This is a genomic window from Pseudomonas sp. URIL14HWK12:I12 (genome assembly GCF_003097135.1).
In the GTDB taxonomy this organism is placed as follows: Bacteria; Pseudomonadota; Gammaproteobacteria; order Pseudomonadales; family Pseudomonadaceae; genus Aquipseudomonas.
Map to the genome: position 1 here is coordinate 156,028 of NZ_QEQL01000004.1, position 23,551 is coordinate 179,578.

The window sequence follows — 23,551 nt, forward strand, 5'->3', positions numbered from 1 at the left end:
CTCTTGCATGAAAAAAGGGCGGGTTGGCACCCGCCCTGTCGTGATCCAGGCGCCCCGTGAGGGGCGCATCCATCAGGCCTGTTCGTCGGCGAGGAAGAACCAGGTCTCCAGCACTGTATCGGGGTTCAGCGACACGCTGGCGATACCCTGTTCCATGAGCCATTTGGCCAGGTCCGGGTGGTCCGAAGGGCCCTGGCCGCAGATGCCGATGTACTTGCCGGCCTTGTTGCAGGCGGCGATGGCACTGGCCAGCAGCTTCTTGACAGCGGGGTTTCGCTCGTCGAACAGGTGGGCAATGATGCCCGAGTCGCGGTCCAGGCCCAAGGTCAGTTGAGTCAGGTCGTTCGAGCCGATGGAGAAACCGTCGAAATACTCGAGGAACTCGTCAGCCAGCAGGGCATTGGAAGGCAGCTCGCACATCATGATGACCTTTAGCCCGTTTTCGCCGCGCTTAAGGCCATTGCTGGCCAGCAGCTCGACCACCTGGCTCGCTTCACCCAGCGTACGTACGAACGGCACCATGATCTCGACGTTGGTCAGGCCCATGGTCTCGCGAACCCGCTTGAGCGCCCGGCACTCGAGCTCGAAGCAGTCACGGAACGACTCGCTGATGTAGCGCGAAGCCCCGCGGAAGCCCAGCATCGGGTTCTCTTCCTCAGGCTCGAACAACTTGCCGCCGATCAGGTTGGCGTATTCGTTGGACTTGAAGTCCGACAGGCGCACGATGACCTTTTTCGGCCAGAAAGCGGCGGCCAGGGTGCTGATGCCCTCGACCAGTTTCTCGACATAAAAGCCGACCGGGTCATCGTAGCCAGCGATACGCTTGTCGACGCTGTCCTTGATCTCGGCCGGCAGGTCGGCATAGCCCAACAACGCTTTGGGGTGCACGCCGATCATGCGGTTGATGATGAATTCAAGCCGCGCCAAGCCTACGCCTTCGTTGGGCAGCTGAGCGAAATCGAAAGCGCGGTCGGGGTTGCCGACGTTCATCATGATCTTGAACGGCAGCTCGGGCATGGCATCGACCGAATTCTGCTTGATGTCAAAGCCCAACTGGCCTTCGAAGATGAAACCGGTATCGCCTTCGGCGCAGGAGACGGTTACACCCAGGCCATCGGTGAGCAACTGGGTGGCGTTGCCGCAACCGACCACCGCGGGGATGCCCAGCTCACGGGCGATGATCGCTGCGTGGCAGGTGCGCCCGCCGCGGTTGGTGACGATCGCGCTGGCGCGCTTCATCACCGGTTCCCAGTCAGGGTCGGTCATGTCCGAGACCAGCACGTCACCGGGCTGCACCTTGTCCATTTCCGAGACGTCGTGGATCACCCGCACCTTGCCGGCGCCGATGCGCTGGCCGATGGCGCGGCCCTCGACCAGCACCTTGCCTTTTTCCTTGAGCAGGTAGCGCTCCATGACGTTGGCGTTGGCTCGGCTTTTAACGGTTTCCGGGCGGGCCTGAACGATGTAGAGCTGATGGTCATCGCCATCCTTGGCCCACTCGATGTCCATCGGGCGGCCATAGTGCTTTTCGATGATCATCGCCTGCTTGGCCAGCTCGCTGACCTCGGCATCGGTAAGGCTGAAACGCGCGCGCTCGGCCTTGTCGACGTCCACGGTCTTGACCGAACGGCCGGCCTTGGCTTCGTCGCCGTAGATCATCTTGATGGCCTTGCTGCCCAGGTTGCGGCGCAACACGGCCGGCCGGCCCGCTTCAAGGGTGGCCTTGTGAACGTAGAACTCATCGGGGTTGACCGCGCCCTGCACCACGGTTTCGCCCAGGCCGTAAGACGAGGTGACGAACACCACGTCGCGAAAGCCCGATTCGGTGTCGAGGGTGAACATCACACCCGCGGCGCCGGTTTCCGAACGAACCATGCGCTGCACGCCGGCCGACAGCGCCACCAGCTTGTGGTCGAAGCCCTGGTGGACGCGGTAAGCGATGGCGCGGTCGTTGAACAGGGAGGCGAACACCTCCTTGGCCGCGCGAATCACGTTCTCGACACCGCGAATATTAAGGAAGGTTTCCTGCTGGCCGGCAAAAGATGCATCGGGCAGGTCCTCGGCGGTTGCCGAAGAGCGCACGGCTACGGCGATGTCGGGGTTACCCTTGGACAACTCGGCGAAATGTTCGCGAATTTCCTGGTTCAGACGCTCGGGAAACTCGGCTTCCATCACCCATTGACGGATCTGTGCGCCGGTCTTGGCCAGGGCGACCACGTCGTCGACATCCAGTGCATCGAGGGCCGCGTGGATGCGGTCGTTCAGGCCGCTTTGATCCAGGAAGTCACGGTAGGCCTGAGCCGTGGTGGCGAAACCTCCGGGCACCGACACCCCAGCACCGGCCAGGTTGCTGATCATCTCGCCCAGGGATGCGTTTTTGCCTCCCACATGCTCCACATCATGGACGCCGAGCTTATCGAGGGAAACTACGTACTCTACCAAGGTGATCTCTCCGCAAAAGGGTTGAAACAACACTTGGCCAGGTGGGCATCAGCCTTCCCTGGCGACGACGGCCTACGCCGGAAAGCCGGGTGGCCAGGCACTAAGACCAGCAAAACGCGCGTATCATAGCCAAGATCGACTGGCAGCCTAAAGGCCCTTGAACAGATGAAACGTTCCGCCTTCTTCATTTCCGACGGTACCGGCATCACTGCCGAGACTCTGGGCCAGAGCCTGCTGGCACAATTCGAAAACATAACCTTCAACAAGTTCACCCGCCCCTATATCGATACCGTGGACAAAGCCCGGGCGATGGTGGCGCAAATCAACGCCGCCGCCGAGCGTGAAGGTGCCCGGCCGATCATCTTCGACACCATCGTCAACCAGGACATCCGCGACATCCTGGCAACCTCCAATGGCTTCATGATCGACATCTTCTCCACCTTCCTTGCCCCGCTGGAACAGGAGATGGGCGCACATTCTTCGTACTCGGTAGGCAAGTCGCACTCCATCGCGCGTAACTCCAACTACATGGAACGTATCGAAGCGGTGAACTTCGCCTTGGACAACGACGACGGTGCCCGCACGCATTATTACGACAAAGCCGATCTGATATTGGTGGGCGTGTCGCGTTGTGGCAAAACACCGACGTGCCTGTACATGGCAATGCAGTTTGGCATCCGCGCGGCCAACTATCCGCTGACCGAAGACGACATGGAGCGCCTGCAGTTACCCAAAGCGCTCAGTGTCTACCGTCACAAACTCTTCGGCCTGACCATCGACCCCGACCGTTTGACTGCCATTCGCCATGAGCGCAAGCCCAACAGCCGTTATTCGAGCTTTGCCCAATGCGAGTTCGAAGTGCGCGAGGTAGAGGGCTTGTTTCGCCGAGAGAACATCCCGCATATCAACTCGACGCACTTCTCGGTGGAGGAAATCTCCACCCGGATTCTGGCGGAAATGGGCGTCGAGCGGCGGTTCAAGTAGTTACCTGGCCGCGCCTCTTTTCCATAGGGCGCGGCCCAGCCACCAATTTGGGAACTCCTGAGGTTCAAGGCCCCAGGTTAGCCAGCACCACCAAGGCTGCCATCACCGTGATCGCCCCGCCAATACGGGTGGCGATTTGCGCAAATGGCAGCAGCTGCATGCGATTGGCTGCCGTCAGAATGGCAATGTCACCTGTACCGCCCAGCCCGCTGTGGCACCCGTTGACGATCGCGGCCTCTACGGGGTACATGCCCAGCCGCCGCGCCACCACGAAGCCGGTGCCTACCAGCACCAGCACCGTAGTGACGATGGTCAGCACATTACCCAGGTGAAAGGCTGCCGTCAGTTCGCTCCAGTGCGTGACCGCAATCGAGTTGGCGAACAGCAAGGGGTAAGTCACGCAGGTGGTGAAGAACTGGAACAGTACGCGCGCACCTTGCTCCAGGCGCGGCGGGATGGCCTTGAGCAGCTTCAACAGCACCGCCAGCAGCAACATGCACACCGGCCCCGGCAACCCGAACAGCGCATGCAGCAGCACACCTGCCAGGTACAAGCCAATGGCGCACATCCCGGCAGCAATCACATTCATCACGATCTGGCTGTCGAACGCAGCCTCGACTGCTTCGCCGCCGGGTGCTTCTGCCGCTTGCTCGGTCACCTGCAGCCGCCCGTTACCGGTCAGCGCTGGGAAACGCCGGCCGAGCAGGTCCAGGGCGCCGCAGGCAGTGATGGCCACCAAGTTGCCTAGCAGGATGATCGGAAGCAACTGGGCGAGAATCTTGCCTGAATCAAGCCCCAGAATTTCGCCATAGCCCACCGACAGCGGAATGGCGCCCTCGCCCAGCCCGCCACCCATCACCGGCACGATCACGAAAAAAAGCACCTGGCGCAGCGGCATGCCACAGGCGACACCGACCGCCGCACCGGCAATCAATGCCAGCACCGACCCCAGTGCCAGTGGCAGGAAGATCTTGGCAAACCCTTTGATGATCAGGTTGCGGTCCATGGTGAAGATGCTGCCTACCACCACGGCCGACACGAACAGGTAAATGAAGTTGCTCTGCTTGGTAAAACTGGTCACCGGCGCGATCAGCCCGGCCGGCACCCAGCCCAGGCTCACCAGGTAGGAAGGCAGAAACGCCGAAACAATGGCCGCGCCGCCAATCTTGCCCAACAGGGGCAAGCCCTTGCCGATGGCTGCGCAGGTAGCCCCACCCAGGCCGATCACCGCCACCATGATCGGCAGGTCGGGCTTGAGCTGGTTCATCGCCAGCAACCCGCCGACCAAACCCACCAGCGCTAGGTAGATAGGCAAGGGGATGAAGCTCACGCGGATGTCCATCAACCGCCATAACAGGGCCGGGCGCTGCCGGGGGGCGGGCGCCAGAGTCGTTTCGCTGTGCATGGTGAACCTCATTTTATTGTTGTAGTGGGTTATGAAGGGTCAGGCCGGCAGCAGGCCAGCGCTGCGGGCCTGTTCGATCACGGCGCGCGCACTGGCAACGAAAGGCCCGTCGACCATATGCCCATCGACCTGGTAGGCCCCCACCCCCTCGCGCTCGGCCTGTTCGGCGGCGGCCAGCACCCGTTGGGCCCGGGCGATCTGCGCCTCGCTGGGCTGAAACGCGAGGTTCGCCGCCGCCACCTGGCTGGGGTGAATGCACGACTTGCCCGTGAACCCCAACCGCCGCGCCTGCTCGGCCTCCTGGCGAAAGCCCTCGGCATCCTGGATCGCTGCCCAGGCGGCGTCGTAGGCGTGGATACCCGCCTCAGCTGCCGCCAGCCGCACCGCCAGTTGCACCGGCAGCACCACCGTTGGCTGATATCGCTCGATGCCCAGCGGTTCGAACAGGTCTGCAAAACCCAATTGCAAGCCCATCAACAGCGGGTCGGCGCAGGCGATGTCGGCCGCTAGCCGCAAACCCTTGGGCGATTCGATGGTGGCAAGAATTCTCACGGGCCGCGGCCAGCGGCGCAGGCGCTCTGCCAGCTCCCGAACCTGGTCGGGGTGCTCTACCTTGGGCAAGTTGATGATATCCAGCGCCACACCAGCCAGCGCCTCCAAATCAGCCTCGTGATGCTCGCTGGCCTGGCCGTTGACCCGCACTACCACGACCTTTCCCGAAGGCTGCAGGCTGGAAAGAAAGGCACCCAGAGCCGCGCGCGCCTCGCCTTTGCCGGCCGCGGCCACGGCGTCCTCCAGGTCGAAGCTAACGCCGTCTGCGGCCGATGCCAACGCTTTGGAAAAAAGCGCCGGCCGTGAACCGGGCACGAAAAGTTTGCTGCGCATGGCCAATCTCGTTGTTGTGATATGAGGCCATAGTGCAAGGGAGGTAAAACCAACTAAAGTGCGTATTTCTAGCTTCACAATCCAGTTTTGGTTCACTTATGGACACACGATACCTTGCAAGTTTTCTCGAAGTTGCCCACTCAGGCTCCACTGCCGCAGCTGCCCGGCGCCTGAACCTCACCCCCACTGCTGTGGCCCAGCGCATCAAGGCGCTGGAGTTGGAAATCGGCGCCACCCTGCTCAGCCGTGCCGGGCGCAGCATGCAACTCACCGCCGCGGGGGCGGCACTGGTGGGCCCGGCCCAGGAGCTGTTGCAGCGCACACGCGACCTCAAGGCCATTGCCGCCCAAGACACCGTGGCCGGTGACCTGCGCATCGGCTGTATCAGCTCGGCACTCGGCTACCTGGTGCCCGGCGTATTGGCCACGTTGATCGACAGCTTCGAACACCTGCGCCCGCACCTGGAGCCGGCATTTTCCGATGCGCTATATCGCAAAGTGCTAAGCGATGAGATCGATGTCGCGCTAATGGTTCGCCCCGCGTTCGAGCTGCCCAAGGAGTTCGCCTGGCGGCCACTGCGCGACGAGCCTTTCGTGGTGCTGGCCCACGCGCGCTTGGCGAGTCGCCAGGCAGTGCGGGCGCTGCGCGAGGAGCCCTTCATCCGCTACCACCGGCGCTCGTATGGCGGCCTGCTGGCCGACTGCTGGCTGCTGGAGGCCGGCATCGCGCCGCATGAGCGCTTCGAAATCGATGCCCTCGACGCCATTGCCGCGCTGGTGCAGGGTGGCCTGGGTGTGTCGCTGGTGCCGCAGTGGCAGCCCTTGCACGCTCAACCGGGCCTGGTTCAGTTGGCGTTGCCGGGCCCGGGCCTGCAACGGCCGATCGGCCTGCTGTGGCGGCGCAACAGCGCACGCCAGCGGCTGATCGAGGTATTCAGCGAAGTCTTGTTCAACGCCCTGCCCGAGCAACAATCCATAATTTCTGGAGTATGAAGCCACTAAAAAGACATTTTATTCAGCGTTCATCGTTCCCAGAATGGCGTCAACGCCGCCCACTGCGGCTGCGACAACAACAATGGAGACACACGATGCACACCACCGGCGCTGGCCCTCTGGCAGGCATCACGGTACTGGACCTCAGTGCCTACATCGCAGGCCCCTACGGCTGCTCGCTTCTGGCCGACCAGGGCGCCCGAGTGATCAAGATCGAACCGCCCAGCGGTGACAACTTGCGTAAATACCCCTCAACACTGGCCAGTGAAAGCCGCGCCTTTCTCGGCGTAAACCGCAGCAAGCAAGGTGTGGCCCTCGACCTGAAGGCCCCGGGCGGGCGTGAAGCCCTTCTGGCGTTGGTGCGCCAGGCCGACGTACTGGTGCACAACTTTCGCCCCAGCGTGCCGGCCCGGCTGGGTATCGCGTGGGAACAGCTGCAGGCGGTGAACCCCCGGCTCATCTACTGCAGCGTCACCGGCTACGGTGAACAGGGCCCGCTCAAAGACAAAGCCGGCTACGACCAGGTGCTGCAGACCATGACCGGCATGTGCAACGCCCAGGCCAAGCCTGGCGGCGCGCCTGAGATTCTCTATGGGTCGGTGGTGGACTACTATGCCGCGGCGATGGTGGCCAGCGGTGTAGCCGCGGCGCTCTATGAGCGAGAGCGCACCGGGCTTGGCCAGGAGGTGGGGGTATCGTTGCTGCGCAGCGCCCTGGCCATGCAATCTGCGCGGCTGGTATGGGCTGAGCAGGAGCCGCGCGAACTGGACCGGGACATGCGCTCAGGCGGTATCACCGGCCTGCACCCTACCGGCGACGGCTACCTGTACCTTTCGGCCAACACCCCGCACTTCTGGCAGGCGCTGTGCGAGCTGACCGGCCTGGCTCACCTGGCCAACGACGAACGCTTCGACAGCGTACGCAAGCGCGCACAGAACAAGGACCTGCTGATCCCGCAACTGCATCAAGCCTTGCGCCAGCACAGCGCCCTGGAATGGGAGCGGCGCTTCGGTGAAGCGGTGCCTTGTGCCGCAGCCCGCCCGCTGGAGGCGATGTTCGACTTCGAGCAATGCCAGGCCGAGGCCCTGATCAGCGATTTCGAGCACCCCATAGTGGGCCGTTACCGCGGCTTTACACGTGCCGTCACCTTTGGCCGCACGCCCGGCCCAGCCCCCTTCGCCGCACCGGTCTTCGGCGCCGACAGCGACCAGGTGCTGGCCGAATACGGTTTCACCGCCCGCCAGCTGGCCACGCTGCGTGCCCAGGGCGCGCTCGTTTAAGTCGCTGTTGTTTCCATAATCACAACAATCAGGAAACCCCCATGCCCAGCTCCCTCGCCGCGCCGCGCAACCTGCGCACGCGCTTCACCGAAGGCACCATCGGCCTGTTCGAGCGCACCATCCCCGACCCTTTCGTGCTGGCAGTGTTCATCACCCTGTTGGTGGCGATCGCTTCCTGGCTGATCGCACCACAGGCTTCGCTGGATGCGCTGTTCGGTGGCTGGTACAAAGGCTTTTGCAATATCTTCGGCTTCGCCTTGCAGATCACCCTGGTGCTGGTGCTCGGCCATGCGCTGGCACACGCGCCCCTGGTGCAGCGCGGCTTCACCCACGTCATCCGCCTTGCGCGCACGCCTAATCAGGCCGCGGCATTGATCTTCCTCTGCGTGGCTATCACCTCGTTTTTCAATTGGGGCTTCGGCCTGGTGCTGTCGGCGCTGCTGGCGCGGGAAATCGCCAAGCGCCTGCGGGTGGATTTCGCCTGGATCGTGGCGGCGGGCTTTTCCGGCTGGGTCGTCTGGGCAGGCGGCTTGTCCAGCTCCATCGTGCTGGCCCAGACCACCCCTGGCAGCCCGATGAACGTGGTGCAGAAGATCACTGGGCAGGTGCTGGGCATGAGCGAAATGGTGTTCACCCCGTTCAACCTGGTACCGACCGCGTTCATGCTGCTGGTCATGCCCTTCGTGCTGGCGGCGCTGCGCCCACGTGAGCAGGACATCATCGCCCTGGACCTGGCCCGCCACCCCGACCCCGAGCCCCGCCAACGCCCGCAGGGGCGGCTGAGCTTTGCCCAATGGCTGGAGCACTCGCCGCTCGGCAGCCTGGCCATGGGCGCACTGGGCATCGGCGTCATGCTCTACGCCGCTGCGGGGCACCTGTCGCTGTCGGGCGTCAACGGTGTGATCGTGGTGATGTTCACCGTCGGCATCCTGCTGCACGGCAGCCCGCTGGCCTATGCCGATGCGGTCAAGGCCGCCGCGCGCCAGAGCGGCTCGATGATGCTGCAGTACCCGCTGTACGGCGGGATCATGGGCATCATGGAAGCCAGCGGCTTGCCAGGGGTGATCGCCCAGGGCTTCGTTGCCATTTCGACTGCACATACGCTGCCCTTCTGGAGTTACATCTGCTCGCTGCTGGTGACCTTCCTCATTCCCAGTGGCGGCGGCCACTGGGCGGTGCAAGGGCCGTTCGCGATCCCGGCGGCGGTCACCCTGCATGCTTCGTTGCCGGCCACTACCATGGCAGTGGCCATGGGCGAGCAGGTTTCGAACATGCTCCAGCCTTTCTGGGCAGCGCCGGTGGTGGCCATGGCGGGCGTGGGCGTGCAACGGGTGCTGGGCTTCACCTTCGTGACCTTTCTGGTGGCCGCCTTTGCGTATGGCGCTGCCCTGCTGTGGCTGGTGTGACATGAATAACGCCTGCGACGCCCATATCCATGTGATCGACCCACGCTTTGCCGTCGCCGATGGCTCCACCCCTGCCCCCGGCCGCACCCTGGCCGACTGGCAGCGCATGGCTGGCCCTTTGGGCCTGAGCCGCGCGGTAGTGGTGCAGGCCAAGGTGCATGGCACCGACCCTGCGTGCCTGCTCGACGCGCTTGCCCAGCTACAAGGCCGCGGCCGCGGCATTGCGGTAGCAGATACGTCTGTCAGCGACGCCCAGTTGCAACGGTGGCACGCAGCCGGCGTACGCGGGCTGCGCTTCAGCCTGTGGAACCCGGCCGATGCGGTGGTCAGCCTGGCGATGATCGAACCCTTGGCCCAGCGCATTGCCGAGCTGGGCTGGCACGCCCAGCTGCACATGAGCGCTGAGCAGATCCTCGAAGCCCAAGGCGTGATTCGCCGGCTGCCGGTGCCCGTGGTGTTCGACCACCTGGGCCGCCTGCCACCGGCGGCGGGCACCGCTCATCCAGCGTTTGGCTTCATCGCCGAGCGCCTGGCTGCTGGGCAGGCCTGGGTGAAACTCAGTGGCGCCTACCTCAACACCCGGATCGGTGCCCCAGCCTACCCAGACGCCAGCGACGTGGCGTGCGCCTACCTGAGCATCGCCCCCGAGCGGCTGGTGTGGGGCAGCGACTGGCCGCACGTCACCGAAGCCGAGCACCCGCCGAGCGATGCCGGCCTGCGCGCCCTGCTCGATCACTGGACGCAAAGCGCCGCGCTCACCCGCCAGGTGTTGGTCGACAACCCGGCGCGGCTCTACGGCTGGCCGCTGTAGGCTCGGCGTGCGCGGCAGATGGCACCGTGGTGGGTATCGGCCCAGCCGATCAGTTGGCGCATCGGTACCAGGAACGATTCACCCAAGGGGGTGAGGCGGTATTCGACCCGTGGCGGCACCTGCGGGTAGACCTTGCGTACCACGAACCCATCCTGTTCGAGCCGGCGCAAGGTGCGGGAAAGCATCTGCCGGGAGATGTCGGCGATCTCCCGGCCCAGTTCGTTGAAGCGCACCACACGCCCGTCAAGCGCCTCCATGACCAGCAGGCTCCACTGGTCACCGATCCGGTCCAACACATCACGGATCGGGCAGGGTTGGTCGAACTCGACGGCAAGGCCGGCTGGTTCGTCGTTCATGTTGAAAACCTCCGAGGCAGTCACTGCGCGCTGACCGAGTCTCGTTAGATTGACTTCTTGTGCGCGGCGAGGCAGCACCGTACCTTTATCGGCCTCAAAGGTCTACTTTTCATACCTGATCCATAAACTGCACCCAAGGAGTTCTGCATGCCTCGTATTGCCTTGATTGGCGCCTCTGGCCAAGTGGGCTCGCGCCTTCTCGCCGAGCTTTCCAAACGCGGCCACAACGTGACCGCCATCGCCCGCCACCCGGAACGCATACAGCCCCTGCCCAACGTGACGGCCGTGGCCGGCGACGCCAACGACAGCGAGAAACTGCAACAGCTGATCGCCGGCCACGACCTGGTCATCAGCTCGGTGCACTTCACCGCCAGCCAGCCGGCACAGCTGCTGGCCGACGTGCGAGCAAGTGGGGTGCCTCGCTACCTGGTGGTGGGCGGCGCCGGCAGCCTGCTCGCAGGCGGCAAGCGCCTGATCGAATCACCCCAGTTCCCTGCCCAGTACCTGGCCGAGGCCACCGCCGGGGCAGCGTTTCTCGACCTGCTGCGCCAGGAAAGCCAGCTGGACTGGACGTTCTTGTCACCCTCGGCAGAGTTCTTCGCCGGTCAACGCACCGGGCAATTCCGCCTTGGGCGAGACGAGCTGCTGGTGGGCCCCGAAGGCAGCCGGATTTCGTTCGAGGACTACGCGGTGGCCATGGTCGACGAGATCGAACACCCACGCCATTCGCGGCAGCGCTTCACCGTCGGCTACTGATCCTGGCCGCCGAGCACATGCTCGACGCGCATGGCCAGTGCCTCAAGCGTGAACGGTTTGGTGAGGATGCGCATGCCAGGGTCCAAGTGCCCATGGCCGATCACTGAATTCTCGGCGTAACCGGTAATGAACAGCACGGGCAGGCCCGGGCGCACCTGGCGTGCAGCCTCGGCCATTTCCCGACCGTTCATACCACCAGGCAGGCCTACATCACTGATCAGCAGGTCGATGCGCTCGTCCGAGCGCAGCACTTTGAGCCCCATTGCACCGTCGGCGGCTTCGATCACGCAGTAACCCAGGTCGCCCAACACCTCCGCCACCAGCATGCGAACTGAGGGCTCATCGTCCACCACCAGCACGCGCTGGCCCGCGCTGGCCGGGGGCGGCACGCCCTCGGCCTGGTTGAGCGCTTCTTCCTCGGCACTGGCGTAATGCCGGGGCAGGTAAAGGCACATGGTGGTGCCCAGGCCCACTTCCGAATAGATGCGCACCTGGCCACCGGACTGGCGAACGAAGCCGTAGACCATCGACAGGCCCAGCCCGGTGCCCTCACCCAGCGCCTTGGTGGTGAAGAACGGTTCGAAGGCCCGCGCCATCACCTCGGGGGTCATGCCGCAGCCGGCATCGCTGACACTCAGGGAAATATACTGCCCTGGCGCCAGCTCCCGCTGGCTGGCCAGCCGCTCGTCGACCCAGCGGTTTGCGGTTTCGATGGTGATCAGGCCCCCGCCAGGCATCGCATCGCGCGCATTCAAGCACAGGTTCAGCAACGCGTTTTCCAGCTGCGGTGGGTCGACGAACGTGGTCCACAGCCCGGCGGCAGTGATCACTTCGACATCAATGCTGGGGCCGACACTGCGGCGGATGAGCTCCTCCATCTGCACTACCAGGCGGTTGGTGTCCACCGCACGCGGCTCAAGCGTTTGCCGGCGCGAAAAAGCCAGCAAACGGTGCGTGAGCGAGGCAGCCCGGCGTGAGGCCGAATGCGCCGAGCCAACGTAGCGCTCCAGTTCCTGATAGCGGCCTTGGGCCAGGCGTGTGAGCAGCAACTCCAGCGAGCCGGAAATGGCCGTGAGCAAGTTATTGAAGTCGTGGGCGATGCCTCCGGTGAGCTGCCCCACCGCCTCCATGCGCTGCGACTGGCGCAGTGCCTCCTCAGCCAGGCGCAGGCGTGCTTGTTCGCGAACGCGCTCGGTCACATCGAACATCAACATGTAGGCGCCGATCTGCTGTGGCTGGGTATCGAACAGCGGGTTGAATTCCAGCTCGTAATGGCGCCCCCCCGACCCGAGCGGCACATCCAGCACCTCGCTGAACACCTCTGCGCGCAGGGCGCGCGACCACAAGCCCTGCCATTGGGCCACGCGCTCCGGGTCACTGCTCAAGGCATGTTGCAGGCTCTCACCACGCTCGGGACGCACACCGAAAAGCCGCTCGAACTCGCGCGCGGCAGAGCCGTTGATCGCCAGCCAGCGATAGTCGTGATCGAACACGTGGATCATGGCGCTGGCACCGTCAACCACCGCGGCCAGCACCCGTTGCTCGGCCTTGGCCTCCCGAACCCGTTGCTCGAGGGTTTCGTTGAGTTCCTTGAGCGCGCGTTCGGCACGTTTGCGTGGGGTGACGTCCTGAAACAGCACCGCCACCTGATGACGGCTTGCCGGCTCCATGCGAAACGCCGTCACGTCCAGGTAGCGGCCGGTGGCGACCAGCTCCTGTTCGAACCGGATCGGCTCGCCGGTGTGCACCACATGGCCGTAGCGAGCGAGCCAGGCATCGGCCTCGGCCGGGACCATTTGCCGCAGGCGCTGGCCGACCACGTTCTCGATACCGGCATGCTTGGCGTAGGCCGGGTTGGCCAGCACATGCACGTAATCGCTGAGCGGGCCGTGCTCGCTGTCGATGAACTCGATCACACAGAAACCTTCGTCCATGGTGTCGAACAGGAAGCGATAGCGCTCCTGAGTTTCGGCCGGCAGCGCCTGCGCGCGAAGGCGGGCGTTCTCCGCCTCCAGCTCGCGTATCCGCGCTTGCATGGACTGGATGGGGTCTGTGTTCACCGAAGCTCTCTTGGTTGAGCGAAAAATGCCGATGATACGCTCATCGGGCCGCCAGACGCCTTACTTGGCCTGAACCATCTGCCGTGCACGCTCGGCCAACTGGCGAAGCTCGAAAGGCTTGGTCATCAGGGCCATGCCCTCTTCCAGGCTGCCGGCGGCCATCACTGCCTGCTCGGCGTAGCCGGTGATGAACAGGGTGCGCAGCCCAGGGCGCAATACCCGCCCGGCATCGGCCAGCTGGCGGCCGTTCATGCCGCCGGGCAGGCCGACGTCGGTGATCAGCAGGTCAAGCGGCATCGGGCCCTGCAAAATGGCCAGGCCGGTTGCGCCATCGGCTGCTTGCGTCACCGAAAAGCCGGCATCGGCCAGGCTATCGGTAAGCAACGTACGCAGGGCCGGCTCGTCGTCGACCACCAGCACCCGCACACGCCCCTCCATCGAAGGCGACGGCGGCAGGCTGTCGGCGGCGGTCGCTGCGGGGTCTACCCCCACATGCCGCGGCAGGTACAACGTCATGGTGGTGCCTTGGCCCACCTCCGAGTGGATACGCACCTGGCCGCCGGACTGGCGAACGAACCCATAGACCATCGACAGGCCCAGCCCGGTGCCCTGCCCTATGGGCTTGGTGGTGTAGAACGGGTCGAAGGCGCGGCACAGGACATCTGGGGTCATGCCGGTGCCGGTGTCGGCCACGCTCAAGGCCAGGTAATGCCCGGCGGCAAGGCCGATGTCCAGCGCCGGGCCCTCTTCCAGCGATTGGTTGGCACCGGCAATGCGCAAGGTGCCGCCGCCCGGCATAGCGTCGCGGGCGTTGATGCACAGGTTCAGCAGCGCGGTTTCCAACTGGTTGGGGTCCACCAGGGCTTGCCACAGGCCTGCATCGGGCTGATAGGCCACCTCGATCTGCGGGCCGACGCTGCGATTGATCAGTTCCTGCAACCCCTGGACCAGGCGGTTGACGTCAGTAGGCTTGGGATCGAGCGTTTGCCGGCGTGAAAACGCCAGCAGCCGATGCGTCAGTGAAGCGGCACGGCGCGTGGCGTCCTGAGCGGTTTCGATGTAGCGCGGCAGCTCGGCCAGCCGGCCCTGGCTCAGGCGCGCCTGCAGCAGCTCGAGCGACCCGCTGATCCCGGCCAGCAGGTTATTGAAATCGTGGGCCAGGCCACCGGTCAGCTGCCCTACCGCCTCCATTTTCTGCGCCTGGCGCAGGTCGGCCTCAGCCCGCTCGCGCTCGGCGATCGCCGCGCTCACGCGTTGTTCCAGGCTATCGGTGAGGGCGCGCAGCATGGCTGTGGCACGGTCACGCTCAGCTTCTATGGTACGGCGGTGCTCGATATCCAGCAGCACGCCTGGAAAGCGCCAGGGGTTGCCCTGCTCGTCGAACTCTACGCGGCCGTTGGCCTCGATCCAGTGGTAGCAATCGTCGGCACGGCGCACACGGTACTGATAGGCATAGCTGCCACCGCGGGCGATGGCAGCGTTGATGGCCTCGATCAGGCCGGGGCGATCGTCGGGGTGGACGGTTTCGATAACCTGCGCCAACGGTAACCCATGCCGCAGGCCGCCGGGCGGCATGCCGAAGGAGGCAGCGAACTGCTCGTCGATGGTGAAGCTGTCGCTGGGCAGGTGCCAGAACCAAGTGCCAATGATGGCACCCGCCGCCAAGGCCAATTGAACGCGCTCTGCATCGCTGCCAGTGCCGTCCTGAAAACCATCGGGCGCTGCGTCGGGCGCAGAGGCCGCCTGGGTAGAAAAAATACTCATTCGATGCGCACTGAAAAGGCAGGCCGTTCCTGCCATGATGTTATACCGCCACTGCGCTTATCTAGCCAGTGACAACTGACGGCCGTGCCTCAGCACAACTGCACGCCACTCGCTGCTGGAGCCTATGCGGGGCTGGGATTACGAAACCTGACGAATTCTTGCCGGGGACGGTTGTGCCGGCGCTTGAACCGGCCGATGCTCGGGGTTCTGAACACTCGGAGCTCGCTTGAATGCCCTTTGCCGGAACCCTGCGCGATGCTCGCGCCGACGATTTGCCTTCGATCCAGGCCATCTACGCCCACCATGTGCTGCATGGCACCGCCAGTTTCGAGCTGGAACCGCCCAGCCTCGAAGAAATGCACAAGCGCTGGCAGACGATTACCGGCGCCGGCCTGCCCTATCGGGTCGCCACCGAAGGCGGCCGAGTCGTCGGGTATGCCTACGCCACCCCTTACCGCCCGCGCCCCGGTTACCGCTTCAGCGTGGAGGATTCGATCTATGTGCGCCACGACGCAGCCGGCCAGGGTATTGGCCGGGCACTGCTGGCCGAGTTGATCGCCGACTGTACTGCGCAAGGCTATCGGCAAATGCTCGCCTCCATCGGCGACAGCGGCAATGCCGCCTCCTGTGGCTTGCATTCCGCCCAGGGCTTCGAGCGAGCCGGGGTGTTCCGTTCAGTAGGGTTCAAGTTCGGCCGCTGGCTGGATGTGGTGCTGATGCAGCGCCCGCTCGGCGATGGAGACCGCAGCGCGCCGAAAGATTGAGGCTCTAGGGTGATGAAGATTTGAATAATGTTACTATATAACATATAAATTCATTCCTTCTTTGCCATAGGCCTTTCCGTCGAGCCGCCCCATGAACTTGCCTCTCCCTGATGTTGCCCGTTATGAACAACCCGTGCCGCTCGCTGCATTGGACGCCGTGGGCATGCGGGGTATCGACCTTCCGCTGTGGTTGGCCGAACCCTGTGCCCAGCATCCGGTGCACGCTCGGGCCGACTTGTTCGTCGACCTGCCCGACCCGCGAATCAAAGGCATCCACATGTCGCGCCTGTACCGCCTGCTGGCGCCGCTCGGCTCAGGCCAACGCCTGAGCCCGGCGGTGCTGAGCGAGCTGACGGCTGAAATGCTCCACAGCCATGCCGACTGCCAGGCCGGCAGCGCCCAAGCCTGCTTTCGCTTCGATTGGCTACGCCAGCGACCGGCGCTGGTAACCCCAGGGCTGGCTGGCTGGGCCGCTTACCCCATAGCGCTGACGGTCAAGCGCCAGGGGGCTTCACTGTCTCTGACCATGGAAGCCTGCGTGACCTACTCCTCCACCTGCCCCTGCTCAGCAGCCCTGGCCCGCCAGGTCATCGAGCAGCGGTTTCTGGCGGACTTCGCCGGGCAGAACACGTTACCCACCGAGTTCGTCGCCAACTGGTTGCGTGCCCACGCCAGCGCCGCCACCCCGCACAGCCAGCGCAGCGTGGCGCGTATCCGCGTGGCCGTGGCGCAGGATGCGCCAGGCTTTGGGCTCGAAGCGCTGATCGCACGGGCCGAACAGGCGCTGGGCACGCCGGTGCAAACGGCCGTCAAGCGCGCCGACGAGCAAGCCTTCGCTCAGCGCAATGGCGAACACCTGATGTATGTCGAAGATGCCAGCCGCGTGTTGCTGGAAGCCCTGCGCCCCCACTACGAGGGTTTGCAAGTACATGTCAGCCACCAGGAAAGCCTGCATCCGCATGACGCCGTCGCCTGGGGAGGCGCCGCATGAGCGCCCTGGCCGCGCCCCAGGCGCACACCCTGCAAGTAGTGGGCGACAACCTGCTCACCTTGACGCGTATTTTCGAAGACGACGTGAACCTCGCCGCCTGGCAGCGCTGCCTGAGCGAACCGGTGCAAACCTTCGCCCGGGCGTTGTCGGCACAGAGCCCGGGTTGGGGCGACAGCCTGAGCCTCGACGTCGCGGCCGATACCGCCTGTTGCGACTTGAGCCCCCTATTGCGCCACGCCGAGCACCTGCCCGGGCACGCAGCGTTTCTCAACGACCTGCAATGGGTCGCTGATGCATTCTGCTGCCTGCTTGGCGTGCGGCGGCTGGGCGTACGCCTGCGCGTGCTGGAAAAGGCCATGTGCCCACGCTGGCATGTCGATCATGTGCCGGTGCGGCTGATCACCACCTACACCGGCAGCGCTACCCAGTGGCTGGACGCGAGCGGGGCCCAGCAGCACCTGGCAGCTGGCGACCTGGCCCTGCTAAAAGGCGAGAAATGGATCGGTAATCAGGGCCGCGGCGTGCAGCACCGCTCCCCACCGCTGGCAGAAGGCGAACGCCGCTTGATCATGACGCTGGACTGGCTCGCTTGAGAAGATGGGCCGCAGGTGCTTAGATCAACAGCTGTTACCCCTTGATCGGAGCGCTCATGAGCCGCCCACCATTGCCACCTTTCACGACCCTGGAACAGGCCGCGCTAAAAGCACGCATGGCCGAAGATGCCTGGAACACACGCGACCCGGCCCGCGTAGCCCTGGCCTATACCGAAGACAGCCGCTGGCGCAACCGCGACCGGTTCATCCAGGGCCGCGCACAAATCGAGGCGTTCCTGCGCGCCAAATGGGTACGTGAGCAGCAATATCGGCTGATCAAAGAAGTCTGGGCCTATTGCGATAACCGCATTGCCGTGCGGTTTGCGTATGAATGGCACGACCATCAAGGCCGCTGGTGGCGCAGCTACGGTAACGAGAACTGGGAGTTCGACGAGCACGGCTTGATGAGCGCCCGCCACGCCAGCATCAACGACCTGGCGCTGAGCGGGGCGCATCAGCGGTTGTTCCTGTGGGAACAAGGCCCGCGCCCGGCTGACCACCCTTCTCTTTCCGAACTGGGCCTGTGAGCCAGGGAGCAGCGCCATGCCGAACCAACTCAGCGCCAAAGACCTGTCCCCTGAACTGCTCGAAATCTACGACGGCTACGTGCACGGCAGGGTGAGCCGCCGGCAGTTTCTCGATGGCGCTGCGGCGTTCACGGTGGCCGGCCTGACCGGCCCGGCCCTGGTAGCGGCATTGGCACCCAACTACGCACAGGCCGAACAGGTCCCGTTCACCGACCCGTCGATCGTCGCCGACTACCTGTACTACCCCTCGCCACAAGGTCATGGGCAAGTGCGGGCCTACCAGGTGCGCCCTGCTCAGGCCACCGGCAAAGTGCCGGCGGTGGTGGTGGTCCACGAGAACCGCGGGCTCAACCCCTATATCGAAGACGTCGCCAGGCGCCTGGCCAAGGCCGGTTACCTGGCCCTGGCACCCGATGGCTTGAGTTCGGTCGGTGGCTACCCCGGCAACGACGACAAGGGCCGCGAACTGCAAGCCAAGGTCGACCCACAAAAGCTGATGAATGACTTTTTCGCCGCCATCGACTGGCTGCGTGTGCACGAAGACAGCAGCGGCAAGGTGGGCATTACCGGCTTCTGCTACGGCGGCGGCGTGGCCAACGCGGCCGCCGTCGCGCACCCGGAGCTGGCAGCTGCGGTCCCCTACTACGGCCGCCAGCCTAAAGCCGAAGATGTGGCACGAATCAAGGCGCCCTTGCTGCTGCATTACGCCGAACTGGACAAGCCTATCACCGACGGTTGGCCGGCGTATGAGCAGGCGCTGAAGGCTCAAGGCAAGGTGTACGAGGGGTTCGTCTACCCAGGGGTGAACCACGGGTTTCACAACGATTCGACCCCACGTTACGACAAGGCCGCGGCGGAGCTTTCCTGGCAGCGTACGCTGGCGTGGTTCGGGCGCTATCTGGCCTGAGGCTGCCCTGTGCTGACGAGGCTCAGAGCAGCCGGTGTCATCGCCCCGGTACCTAAGCCGGATGATGAAACTGAACACGAAGGGCAGCGCGGGCCAACGGATGGATCTATCAGGATTGGCCAAGCGAAAAGACATTTTGCGAAGGCTGGCCCTTGAGCATCGGCAACGCCAGCACCACCTGCAACCCATCGGCCTGCGGCTGAAAACGCAATGCCCCCCCACAGCGGTGCACGATCGCCTTCACGATCGCCAGCCCAAGCCCGCAGCCGCTGCTGGTACTGGACCGCCAGAAGCGCTCGGTCAGGTGCTGCAGATCTTCATCACTGATGCCCGGGCCGAAATCGCGCACTTCGAACAGCGCCTCAGCGCCCTCGGTGCGCAGTGTCAGGTGCACATTGGTATCGGCGGGGCTATGGCGCAGGGCGTTATCGAGCAGGTTACGCAAAGCCGCGATTGCCAGTGCCGAGGGCAGGCCCAGTGCGGTGTCGGCCAGGCTACCCGGCAGCTCCAGCCGGATGCGCTCGCGGTCGCCGGCGCAGGCGTCATGGATCGCCGCACGGGCCACCTGCTCAGGGCTCAGCTGTACGCCATCGTCGAAAGAGAGGCTGCCTTCGACCCTGGCCAGCAGCAGCAACTGCTCCAGGGTGCTGTGCAAGCGGTCAGTGGCCAGCTCGGCATGCTCCAGGGCCTGGTCGCGCACCCTGGCATCGGTCATGCGCGCCACCTGCAGGTGTGTCTTGATCGCGGTAAGCGGGCTACGCAACTCATGGGCGGCATCGCCAGTCAGGCGGCGCTCGCGCTCCAATGTGCGGCCGATGCGCTGCAACAGCTGGTTCTGGCTTTCCAGCAAAGGCTTGAGCTCACTGGGCAGGTGGCCGATGGCAAGCGGCTCGAGTGCATCGGGGCTGCGTTTGAGCAAGGCATCGCGGATACGGTTGAGGGACGCCAGGCCCCGGCCCAGGCCCATCCACAGCATGCCCAGGCTGCCCAGCAGCGCCACCAGCACCGGGGCGGACGCCGCCAACAGGATCGAGCTGTTGAGCGCCTCGCGCTCCTGGGTGCGATCGGCGGTGGTAATGCGCACATCGCCTCGGTCCAACGTGTAAGTGCGCCAGGCCTCACCTTCGATGGTCTGATCATGAAAACCGCTGTGGGAAGCCAGGTCAGGCTCGGCGCCCGTATGGCTACGGGCGAGAATCTCCCCGCGCAGCGAGCTGACCTTGCAGGCCATGCCATCGGGGATGGTCAGGGCGCCGGCGGAGAAACGCGTGGTTGCACCACCTTGCGCTTTGGGCGGCAGTTGGTCGACCAGCCCGGCGACCATCCGCGCAGAGGCCACCAGCCGTTGATCCAGGGAAAACATCATCTGGTTGCGCAGGTCACGGAACATCCAGGCTGAGGCCAGTACCCAAATGAGAATGAAGCCCCCGCCCAGGATCAGCGACAGACGCAGGCGCAGGCTCATGGCTGCTCACCCTTGCCGGCGGGGCCCAGGCGGTAGCCCAGCCCGCGCACGGTTTCGACAATGCCGTTGCCCAGTTTGCGCCGCAGGTGGTGGATGTGAACGTTGAGCGCGTTGCTCTCGACGTCATCATCGAAGCCGTACACGCAGTCTTTGAGCTGGTCGGTGGACAGCACTCTGCCGGGGGCCTGCAGCAGGGCATGGAGGATGGCCTGCTCGCGCCGCGAGAGGTCTACGCCCACCCCGTCGAGCCAGGTTTCCCGGGTGCTGGGGTCGTAGCACAACGGGCCGTGCTCGATGCGGTTCTGCGCGCGCCCGGTAGTTCGGCGCACCAAGGTGTGCAGGCGCGCGGCCAGCTCGCGCAGGTCGAAGGGCTTGAGCAGGTAATCGTCTGCGCCGGCCTCCAGGCCCGCTACCCGGTCGGTGACCGCGTCACGGGCGGTGAGCACAAGCACCGGCAACAGGTTGCCAGCCTGGCGCTGGCGCCGTAGCAGCTTGAGGCCATCTTCATCGGGCAGGCCCAGGTCGAGGATCATCACATCGAAATGCCCAGCCTTGAGCAGCGCCTCGGCGGCGCTGGCGGTGGCGACCCGGTCGACTACTGCACCCTGGGCGGTAAGGCCGGCGGCGATCCCGCTGGCGATCAGGTCGTTATCTTCGCAAAGCAGTACGTGCATGATGCTCTCGGCGCGGGCCATCAGGGAACAGGCATCCTGTGCCTGGGGTATTAACGCCATATTATGCCCGGGGTGTCGATTAATAGCCGCTTAACCCGTCAGCGACATGATCCCAGCACTTTCGATGAGGACACCGGCATGCTGAGCCTGGCCCTGGGGCCCTTCACCCTTTCGATGCAGCACCTGGCGCTGTTGCTGGCCCTCGGCGCCGCGTTGTTGCTGGCCGCCAGGCTCGGCCCCCGCGGGCCGGGCGATGCCCAGGCCTGGGTATGGCGCCTGTTCCTGCTGTCGCTGGTGGCGGCACGGGCAGTGTTCGTGGTGCAGTACTGGCCGCAGTACAGCGGCCACGGCTGGCAGGTGATCGACCTGCGCGACGGCGGCTTCAGCCCGTTCAGTGGCCTGGCGTTCGCTCTGGCTGCCGCAGCGCTGTTGCTGTGGCGCCGCCCGGCGTTGCGCCGTGGCGTGCTGGCCGGTGGTGGCCTGGGTATAGGCCTGTGGCTGGCGGCAGGGGCGGCCCTGCCGTGGTGGCAACAGGGCTCGGCGCTGCCGGCCAGCGTGTTGCAGCAGGCCGACGGCCGCACCACACGCCTGGCGGCCTACCAAGGCAAGCCACTGGTGGTGAACCTGTGGGCGACCTGGTGCCCGCCCTGCCGGCGCGAGATGCCGGTACTGGTGGCCGCGCAGCAGGCACACCCCGAGGTAAGATTCGTGTTCGTCAACCAGGGCGAGAGCCTGGGGGTGGTGGCCAACTTCAGCGCCACCACCGGCCTTTCGCTGAGCCAGGTGCTGTTTGACCCCGATGGCGCGTTGGCCGCTGAAGTAGGCGCCCATGCCCTGCCCACCACCCTCTTTTACGACGCCGAAGGCAAGCGGGTGGGCAGCCATTTGGGTGAGCTGTCCGAAGCCTCACTCGCACACGCGTTGAAGATGCTCAAGCCGTCAATGCCCTGAAGACGAAGGCCCCGCCTTGGCCGTGAACGGCGGCTTGGCGAAAAACACCAGAATGATCAGCCCGGCGAAGATCCAGCCCAGCATCGTGAAGTAGTCCACGGTGGAGAACATGTAGGCCTGGCTGTTGACCATCTGCTCCAGCTGCGCATAGCTGCGCCCGCCAGCGCCCCCTAGCTGTGCCAGCGCCTGCTGGGTCTGCGGGTCGTAGACACTGACGTTTTCGGTCAGGTACGCATGGTGCATATCGGCCCGGCGAATCCAGATCCAGGTGGTCAGCGAGGCCGCGAAACTGCCACCGAGCGTGCGCAGGAAGGTCGCCAGCCCCGAGCCATCGGCAATCATCTGTGGCGGCAGGTTCGACAGCAGGATGCTGAGCGTCGGCATGAAGAACAACGCTACGCCTATCCCCATGAACAACTGCACCAGGGCCACATGAATGACATCCACCTCGGTGGTGAAGGTGGCGCGCATGAAGCACGAAAGCCCGATGGCGGTGAACGACAACCCCGCCAGGATGCGCAAGTCGAACTTATGCGCATAGCGCCCCACGAACGGCGACATGATCACCGGCAACAAACCGATCGGCGCCACTGCCAGGCCCGCCCAGGTAGCGGTGTACCCCATCTGTGTCTGCAGCCACTGCGGCAGCAGCAGGTTGATGCCGAAGAACCCGGCATAGCCGAACACCAGCACCAGGGTGCCCACGGCGAAGTTGCGGTTGGCGAACAGCCGCAGGTTGACCACCGGGTGCTCGTCGGTCAGTTCCCAGATCACGAACACCGCCAGCGCCACGGCCGAGATGGCAGTGCCGACGACGATGAAGGTGGACTCGAACCAGTCCAGGTCATTGCCCTTGTCGAGCACTACCTGCAACGCGCCCACGCCGATCATCAGGCTCACCAGCCCTACGTAGTCCATCGGCTGGCGGCTCAGGGTAACCGGCCGCGCCGCCAGTTGCTGGCGCACCACGGCGGCGGCAAACAGCCCTACGGGAATGTTGATGAAGAAAATCCACGGCCAGCTGTAGCTGTCGGTGATCCAGCCGCCGAGGATAGGCCCCGCGATCGGCGCCACCACCGTGACCATCGCCAGCAGCGCCAGCGCCATCCCGCGCTTGGCCGGCGGGTACACCGCCAGCAGCAGCGTCTGGGTCATCGGGTACAGAGGCCCCGCCACAGCGCCCTGCAACACGCGAAAGCCCACAAGCTCAGGCATCGAGGTCGAAATCCCGCAGAGAAACGAAGCCAGCACGAACAGCAAGGTTGCCCAGATGAACAGCTTGACCTCGCCCACGCGCCGGCTCATCCAACCGGTCAACGGCAAGGCGATTGCGTTGGCCACCGCGAAGGAGGTAATGACCCAGGTGCCCTGCTCCGAGCTCACGGCCAGGTTGCCCGAAATGGTAGGCAGCGCCACGTTGGCGATGGTGGTGTCCAGCACCTGCATGAAAGTCGCCAGCGATAGCCCGATGGTACTGAGCACCAGGCTGGGCGGCTTGAAGTAACCGTTATTGCTCATGTTCGATACCTGCGCGGGCC

Annotated in this window: 22 protein-coding genes; 13 read left to right on the forward strand and 9 right to left on the reverse strand. The window is 64.7% G+C overall.

What is annotated here, in order from left to right; genetic code table 11:
- Nucleotides 1–72 precede the first annotated feature (72 nt).
- The gene (ppsA, locus tag F474_RS13415) at nt 73–2,442 is read right to left on the reverse strand and encodes a phosphoenolpyruvate synthase (protein WP_097085263.1); all 2,370 of its coding nucleotides are present in this window, start codon (nt 2,440–2,442) and stop codon (nt 73–75) included.
- On the opposite strand from ppsA, the gene F474_RS23265 reads away from it, so the two are divergent.
- Entirely contained in the window at nt 2,389–2,571 is a 183-nt protein-coding gene (locus F474_RS23265) for a hypothetical protein (RefSeq protein ID WP_097085264.1), read from the forward strand. The genes ppsA and F474_RS23265 overlap by 54 nt on opposite strands.
- A 36-nt stretch (nt 2,572–2,607) precedes the next feature.
- Nucleotides 2,608–3,426, forward strand: a complete 819-nt coding sequence (locus tag F474_RS13425) for a pyruvate, water dikinase regulatory protein (RefSeq protein ID WP_097085116.1) — start codon at nt 2,608–2,610, stop codon at nt 3,424–3,426.
- A gap of 64 nt (nt 3,427–3,490) precedes the next feature.
- Here F474_RS13425 and F474_RS13430 read toward each other — a convergent pair whose 3' ends face one another.
- Together F474_RS13430 and F474_RS13435 are read right to left on the reverse strand one after the other, a co-directional pair.
- On the reverse strand, nt 3,491–4,831 hold the full coding sequence (locus tag F474_RS13430) for a 2-hydroxycarboxylate transporter family protein (protein ID WP_218191656.1): 1,341 nt from the start codon (nt 4,829–4,831) through the stop codon (nt 3,491–3,493).
- Nucleotides 4,832–4,870: 39 nt separating this feature from the next.
- Nucleotides 4,871–5,716, reverse strand: a complete 846-nt coding sequence (locus tag F474_RS13435) for a CoA ester lyase (RefSeq protein WP_097085114.1) — start codon at nt 5,714–5,716, stop codon at nt 4,871–4,873.
- Nucleotides 5,717–5,814: 98 nt separating this feature from the next.
- On the opposite strand from F474_RS13435, the gene F474_RS13440 reads away from it, so the two are divergent.
- The 4 genes from F474_RS13440 (at nt 5,815) to F474_RS13455 (ending at nt 10,205) form a co-directional block, all read left to right on the forward strand.
- The gene (locus F474_RS13440) at nt 5,815–6,708 is read left to right on the forward strand and encodes a LysR family transcriptional regulator (RefSeq protein WP_097085113.1); all 894 of its coding nucleotides are present in this window, start codon (nt 5,815–5,817) and stop codon (nt 6,706–6,708) included.
- Between the two features lie 95 nt (nt 6,709–6,803).
- On the forward strand, nt 6,804–7,988 hold the full coding sequence (locus F474_RS13445; RefSeq protein WP_097085112.1) for a CaiB/BaiF CoA-transferase family protein: 1,185 nt from the start codon (nt 6,804–6,806) through the stop codon (nt 7,986–7,988).
- Between the two features lie 41 nt (nt 7,989–8,029).
- Nucleotides 8,030–9,394 (forward strand): TIGR00366 family protein, encoded by a 1,365-nt coding sequence (locus F474_RS13450; protein WP_097085111.1) that lies wholly within the window; start codon nt 8,030–8,032, stop codon nt 9,392–9,394.
- A gap of 1 nt (nt 9,395) precedes the next feature.
- Nucleotides 9,396–10,205, forward strand: coding sequence for an amidohydrolase (locus F474_RS13455; RefSeq protein WP_256577737.1), 810 nt, complete (start codon nt 9,396–9,398; stop codon nt 10,203–10,205).
- On the opposite strand, the gene F474_RS13460 is transcribed toward F474_RS13455, so the two are convergent.
- Nucleotides 10,187–10,561, reverse strand: coding sequence for a helix-turn-helix domain-containing protein (locus tag F474_RS13460; protein ID WP_097085109.1), 375 nt, complete (start codon nt 10,559–10,561; stop codon nt 10,187–10,189). The genes F474_RS13455 and F474_RS13460 overlap by 19 nt on opposite strands.
- 147 nt (nt 10,562–10,708) lie before the next feature.
- Between F474_RS13460 and F474_RS13465 the strand changes: the two genes are divergently transcribed.
- On the forward strand, nt 10,709–11,317 hold the full coding sequence (locus F474_RS13465) for an NAD(P)-dependent oxidoreductase (protein WP_097085108.1): 609 nt from the start codon (nt 10,709–10,711) through the stop codon (nt 11,315–11,317).
- Here the strand turns inward: F474_RS13465 and F474_RS13470 are convergent.
- Nucleotides 11,311–13,377 (reverse strand): PAS domain-containing protein, encoded by a 2,067-nt coding sequence (locus tag F474_RS13470; RefSeq protein WP_097085107.1) that lies wholly within the window; start codon nt 13,375–13,377, stop codon nt 11,311–11,313. The genes F474_RS13465 and F474_RS13470 overlap by 7 nt on opposite strands.
- Nucleotides 13,378–13,437: 60 nt before the next feature.
- Nucleotides 13,438–15,141: an ATP-binding protein gene (locus F474_RS13475; protein WP_371916139.1), complete on the reverse strand. Its 1,704-nt coding sequence runs from the start codon at nt 15,139–15,141 to the stop codon at nt 13,438–13,440.
- 230 nt (nt 15,142–15,371) lie between these two features.
- Between F474_RS13475 and F474_RS13480 the strand changes: the two genes are divergently transcribed.
- The 5 genes from F474_RS13480 to yghX all read left to right on the forward strand — a co-directional run bounded on the left by F474_RS13480 (nt 15,372) and on the right by yghX (nt 18,923).
- Entirely contained in the window at nt 15,372–15,905 is a 534-nt protein-coding gene (locus F474_RS13480; RefSeq protein WP_097085105.1) for a GNAT family N-acetyltransferase, read from the forward strand.
- Nucleotides 15,906–15,996: 91 nt separating this feature from the next.
- Complete coding sequence (gene folE2, locus F474_RS13485; RefSeq protein ID WP_097085104.1) at nt 15,997–16,896, forward strand: GTP cyclohydrolase FolE2; 900 nt, start codon at nt 15,997–15,999, stop codon at nt 16,894–16,896.
- Complete coding sequence (locus F474_RS13490; protein ID WP_097085103.1) at nt 16,893–17,489, forward strand: DUF1826 domain-containing protein; 597 nt, start codon at nt 16,893–16,895, stop codon at nt 17,487–17,489. The genes folE2 and F474_RS13490 overlap by 4 nt, the downstream gene beginning before the upstream one ends.
- Nucleotides 17,490–17,545: 56 nt before the next feature.
- On the forward strand, nt 17,546–18,016 hold the full coding sequence (locus F474_RS13495) for a nuclear transport factor 2 family protein (RefSeq protein ID WP_097085102.1): 471 nt from the start codon (nt 17,546–17,548) through the stop codon (nt 18,014–18,016).
- A gap of 16 nt (nt 18,017–18,032) precedes the next feature.
- Nucleotides 18,033–18,923 carry a YghX family hydrolase gene (yghX, locus tag F474_RS13500; protein ID WP_097085101.1) on the forward strand — a complete coding sequence of 297 codons (891 nt, stop codon included), beginning with the start codon at nt 18,033–18,035 and terminating at the stop codon, nt 18,921–18,923.
- A gap of 109 nt (nt 18,924–19,032) precedes the next feature.
- On the opposite strand, the gene F474_RS13505 is transcribed toward yghX, so the two are convergent.
- Together F474_RS13505 and F474_RS13510 are read right to left on the reverse strand one after the other, a co-directional pair.
- On the reverse strand, nt 19,033–20,388 hold the full coding sequence (locus F474_RS13505; RefSeq protein ID WP_097085100.1) for a sensor histidine kinase: 1,356 nt from the start codon (nt 20,386–20,388) through the stop codon (nt 19,033–19,035).
- Entirely contained in the window at nt 20,385–21,062 is a 678-nt protein-coding gene (locus F474_RS13510; RefSeq protein WP_097085262.1) for a response regulator, read from the reverse strand. The genes F474_RS13505 and F474_RS13510 overlap by 4 nt, the downstream gene beginning before the upstream one ends.
- A gap of 138 nt (nt 21,063–21,200) precedes the next feature.
- Between F474_RS13510 and F474_RS13515 the strand changes: the two genes are divergently transcribed.
- Nucleotides 21,201–22,013, forward strand: coding sequence for a TlpA disulfide reductase family protein (locus tag F474_RS13515; RefSeq protein ID WP_097085099.1), 813 nt, complete (start codon nt 21,201–21,203; stop codon nt 22,011–22,013).
- Here F474_RS13515 and F474_RS13520 read toward each other — a convergent pair.
- Complete coding sequence (locus F474_RS13520; RefSeq protein ID WP_097085098.1) at nt 22,002–23,531, reverse strand: DHA2 family efflux MFS transporter permease subunit; 1,530 nt, start codon at nt 23,529–23,531, stop codon at nt 22,002–22,004. The genes F474_RS13515 and F474_RS13520 overlap by 12 nt on opposite strands.
- Nucleotides 23,532–23,551 lie beyond the last annotated feature (20 nt).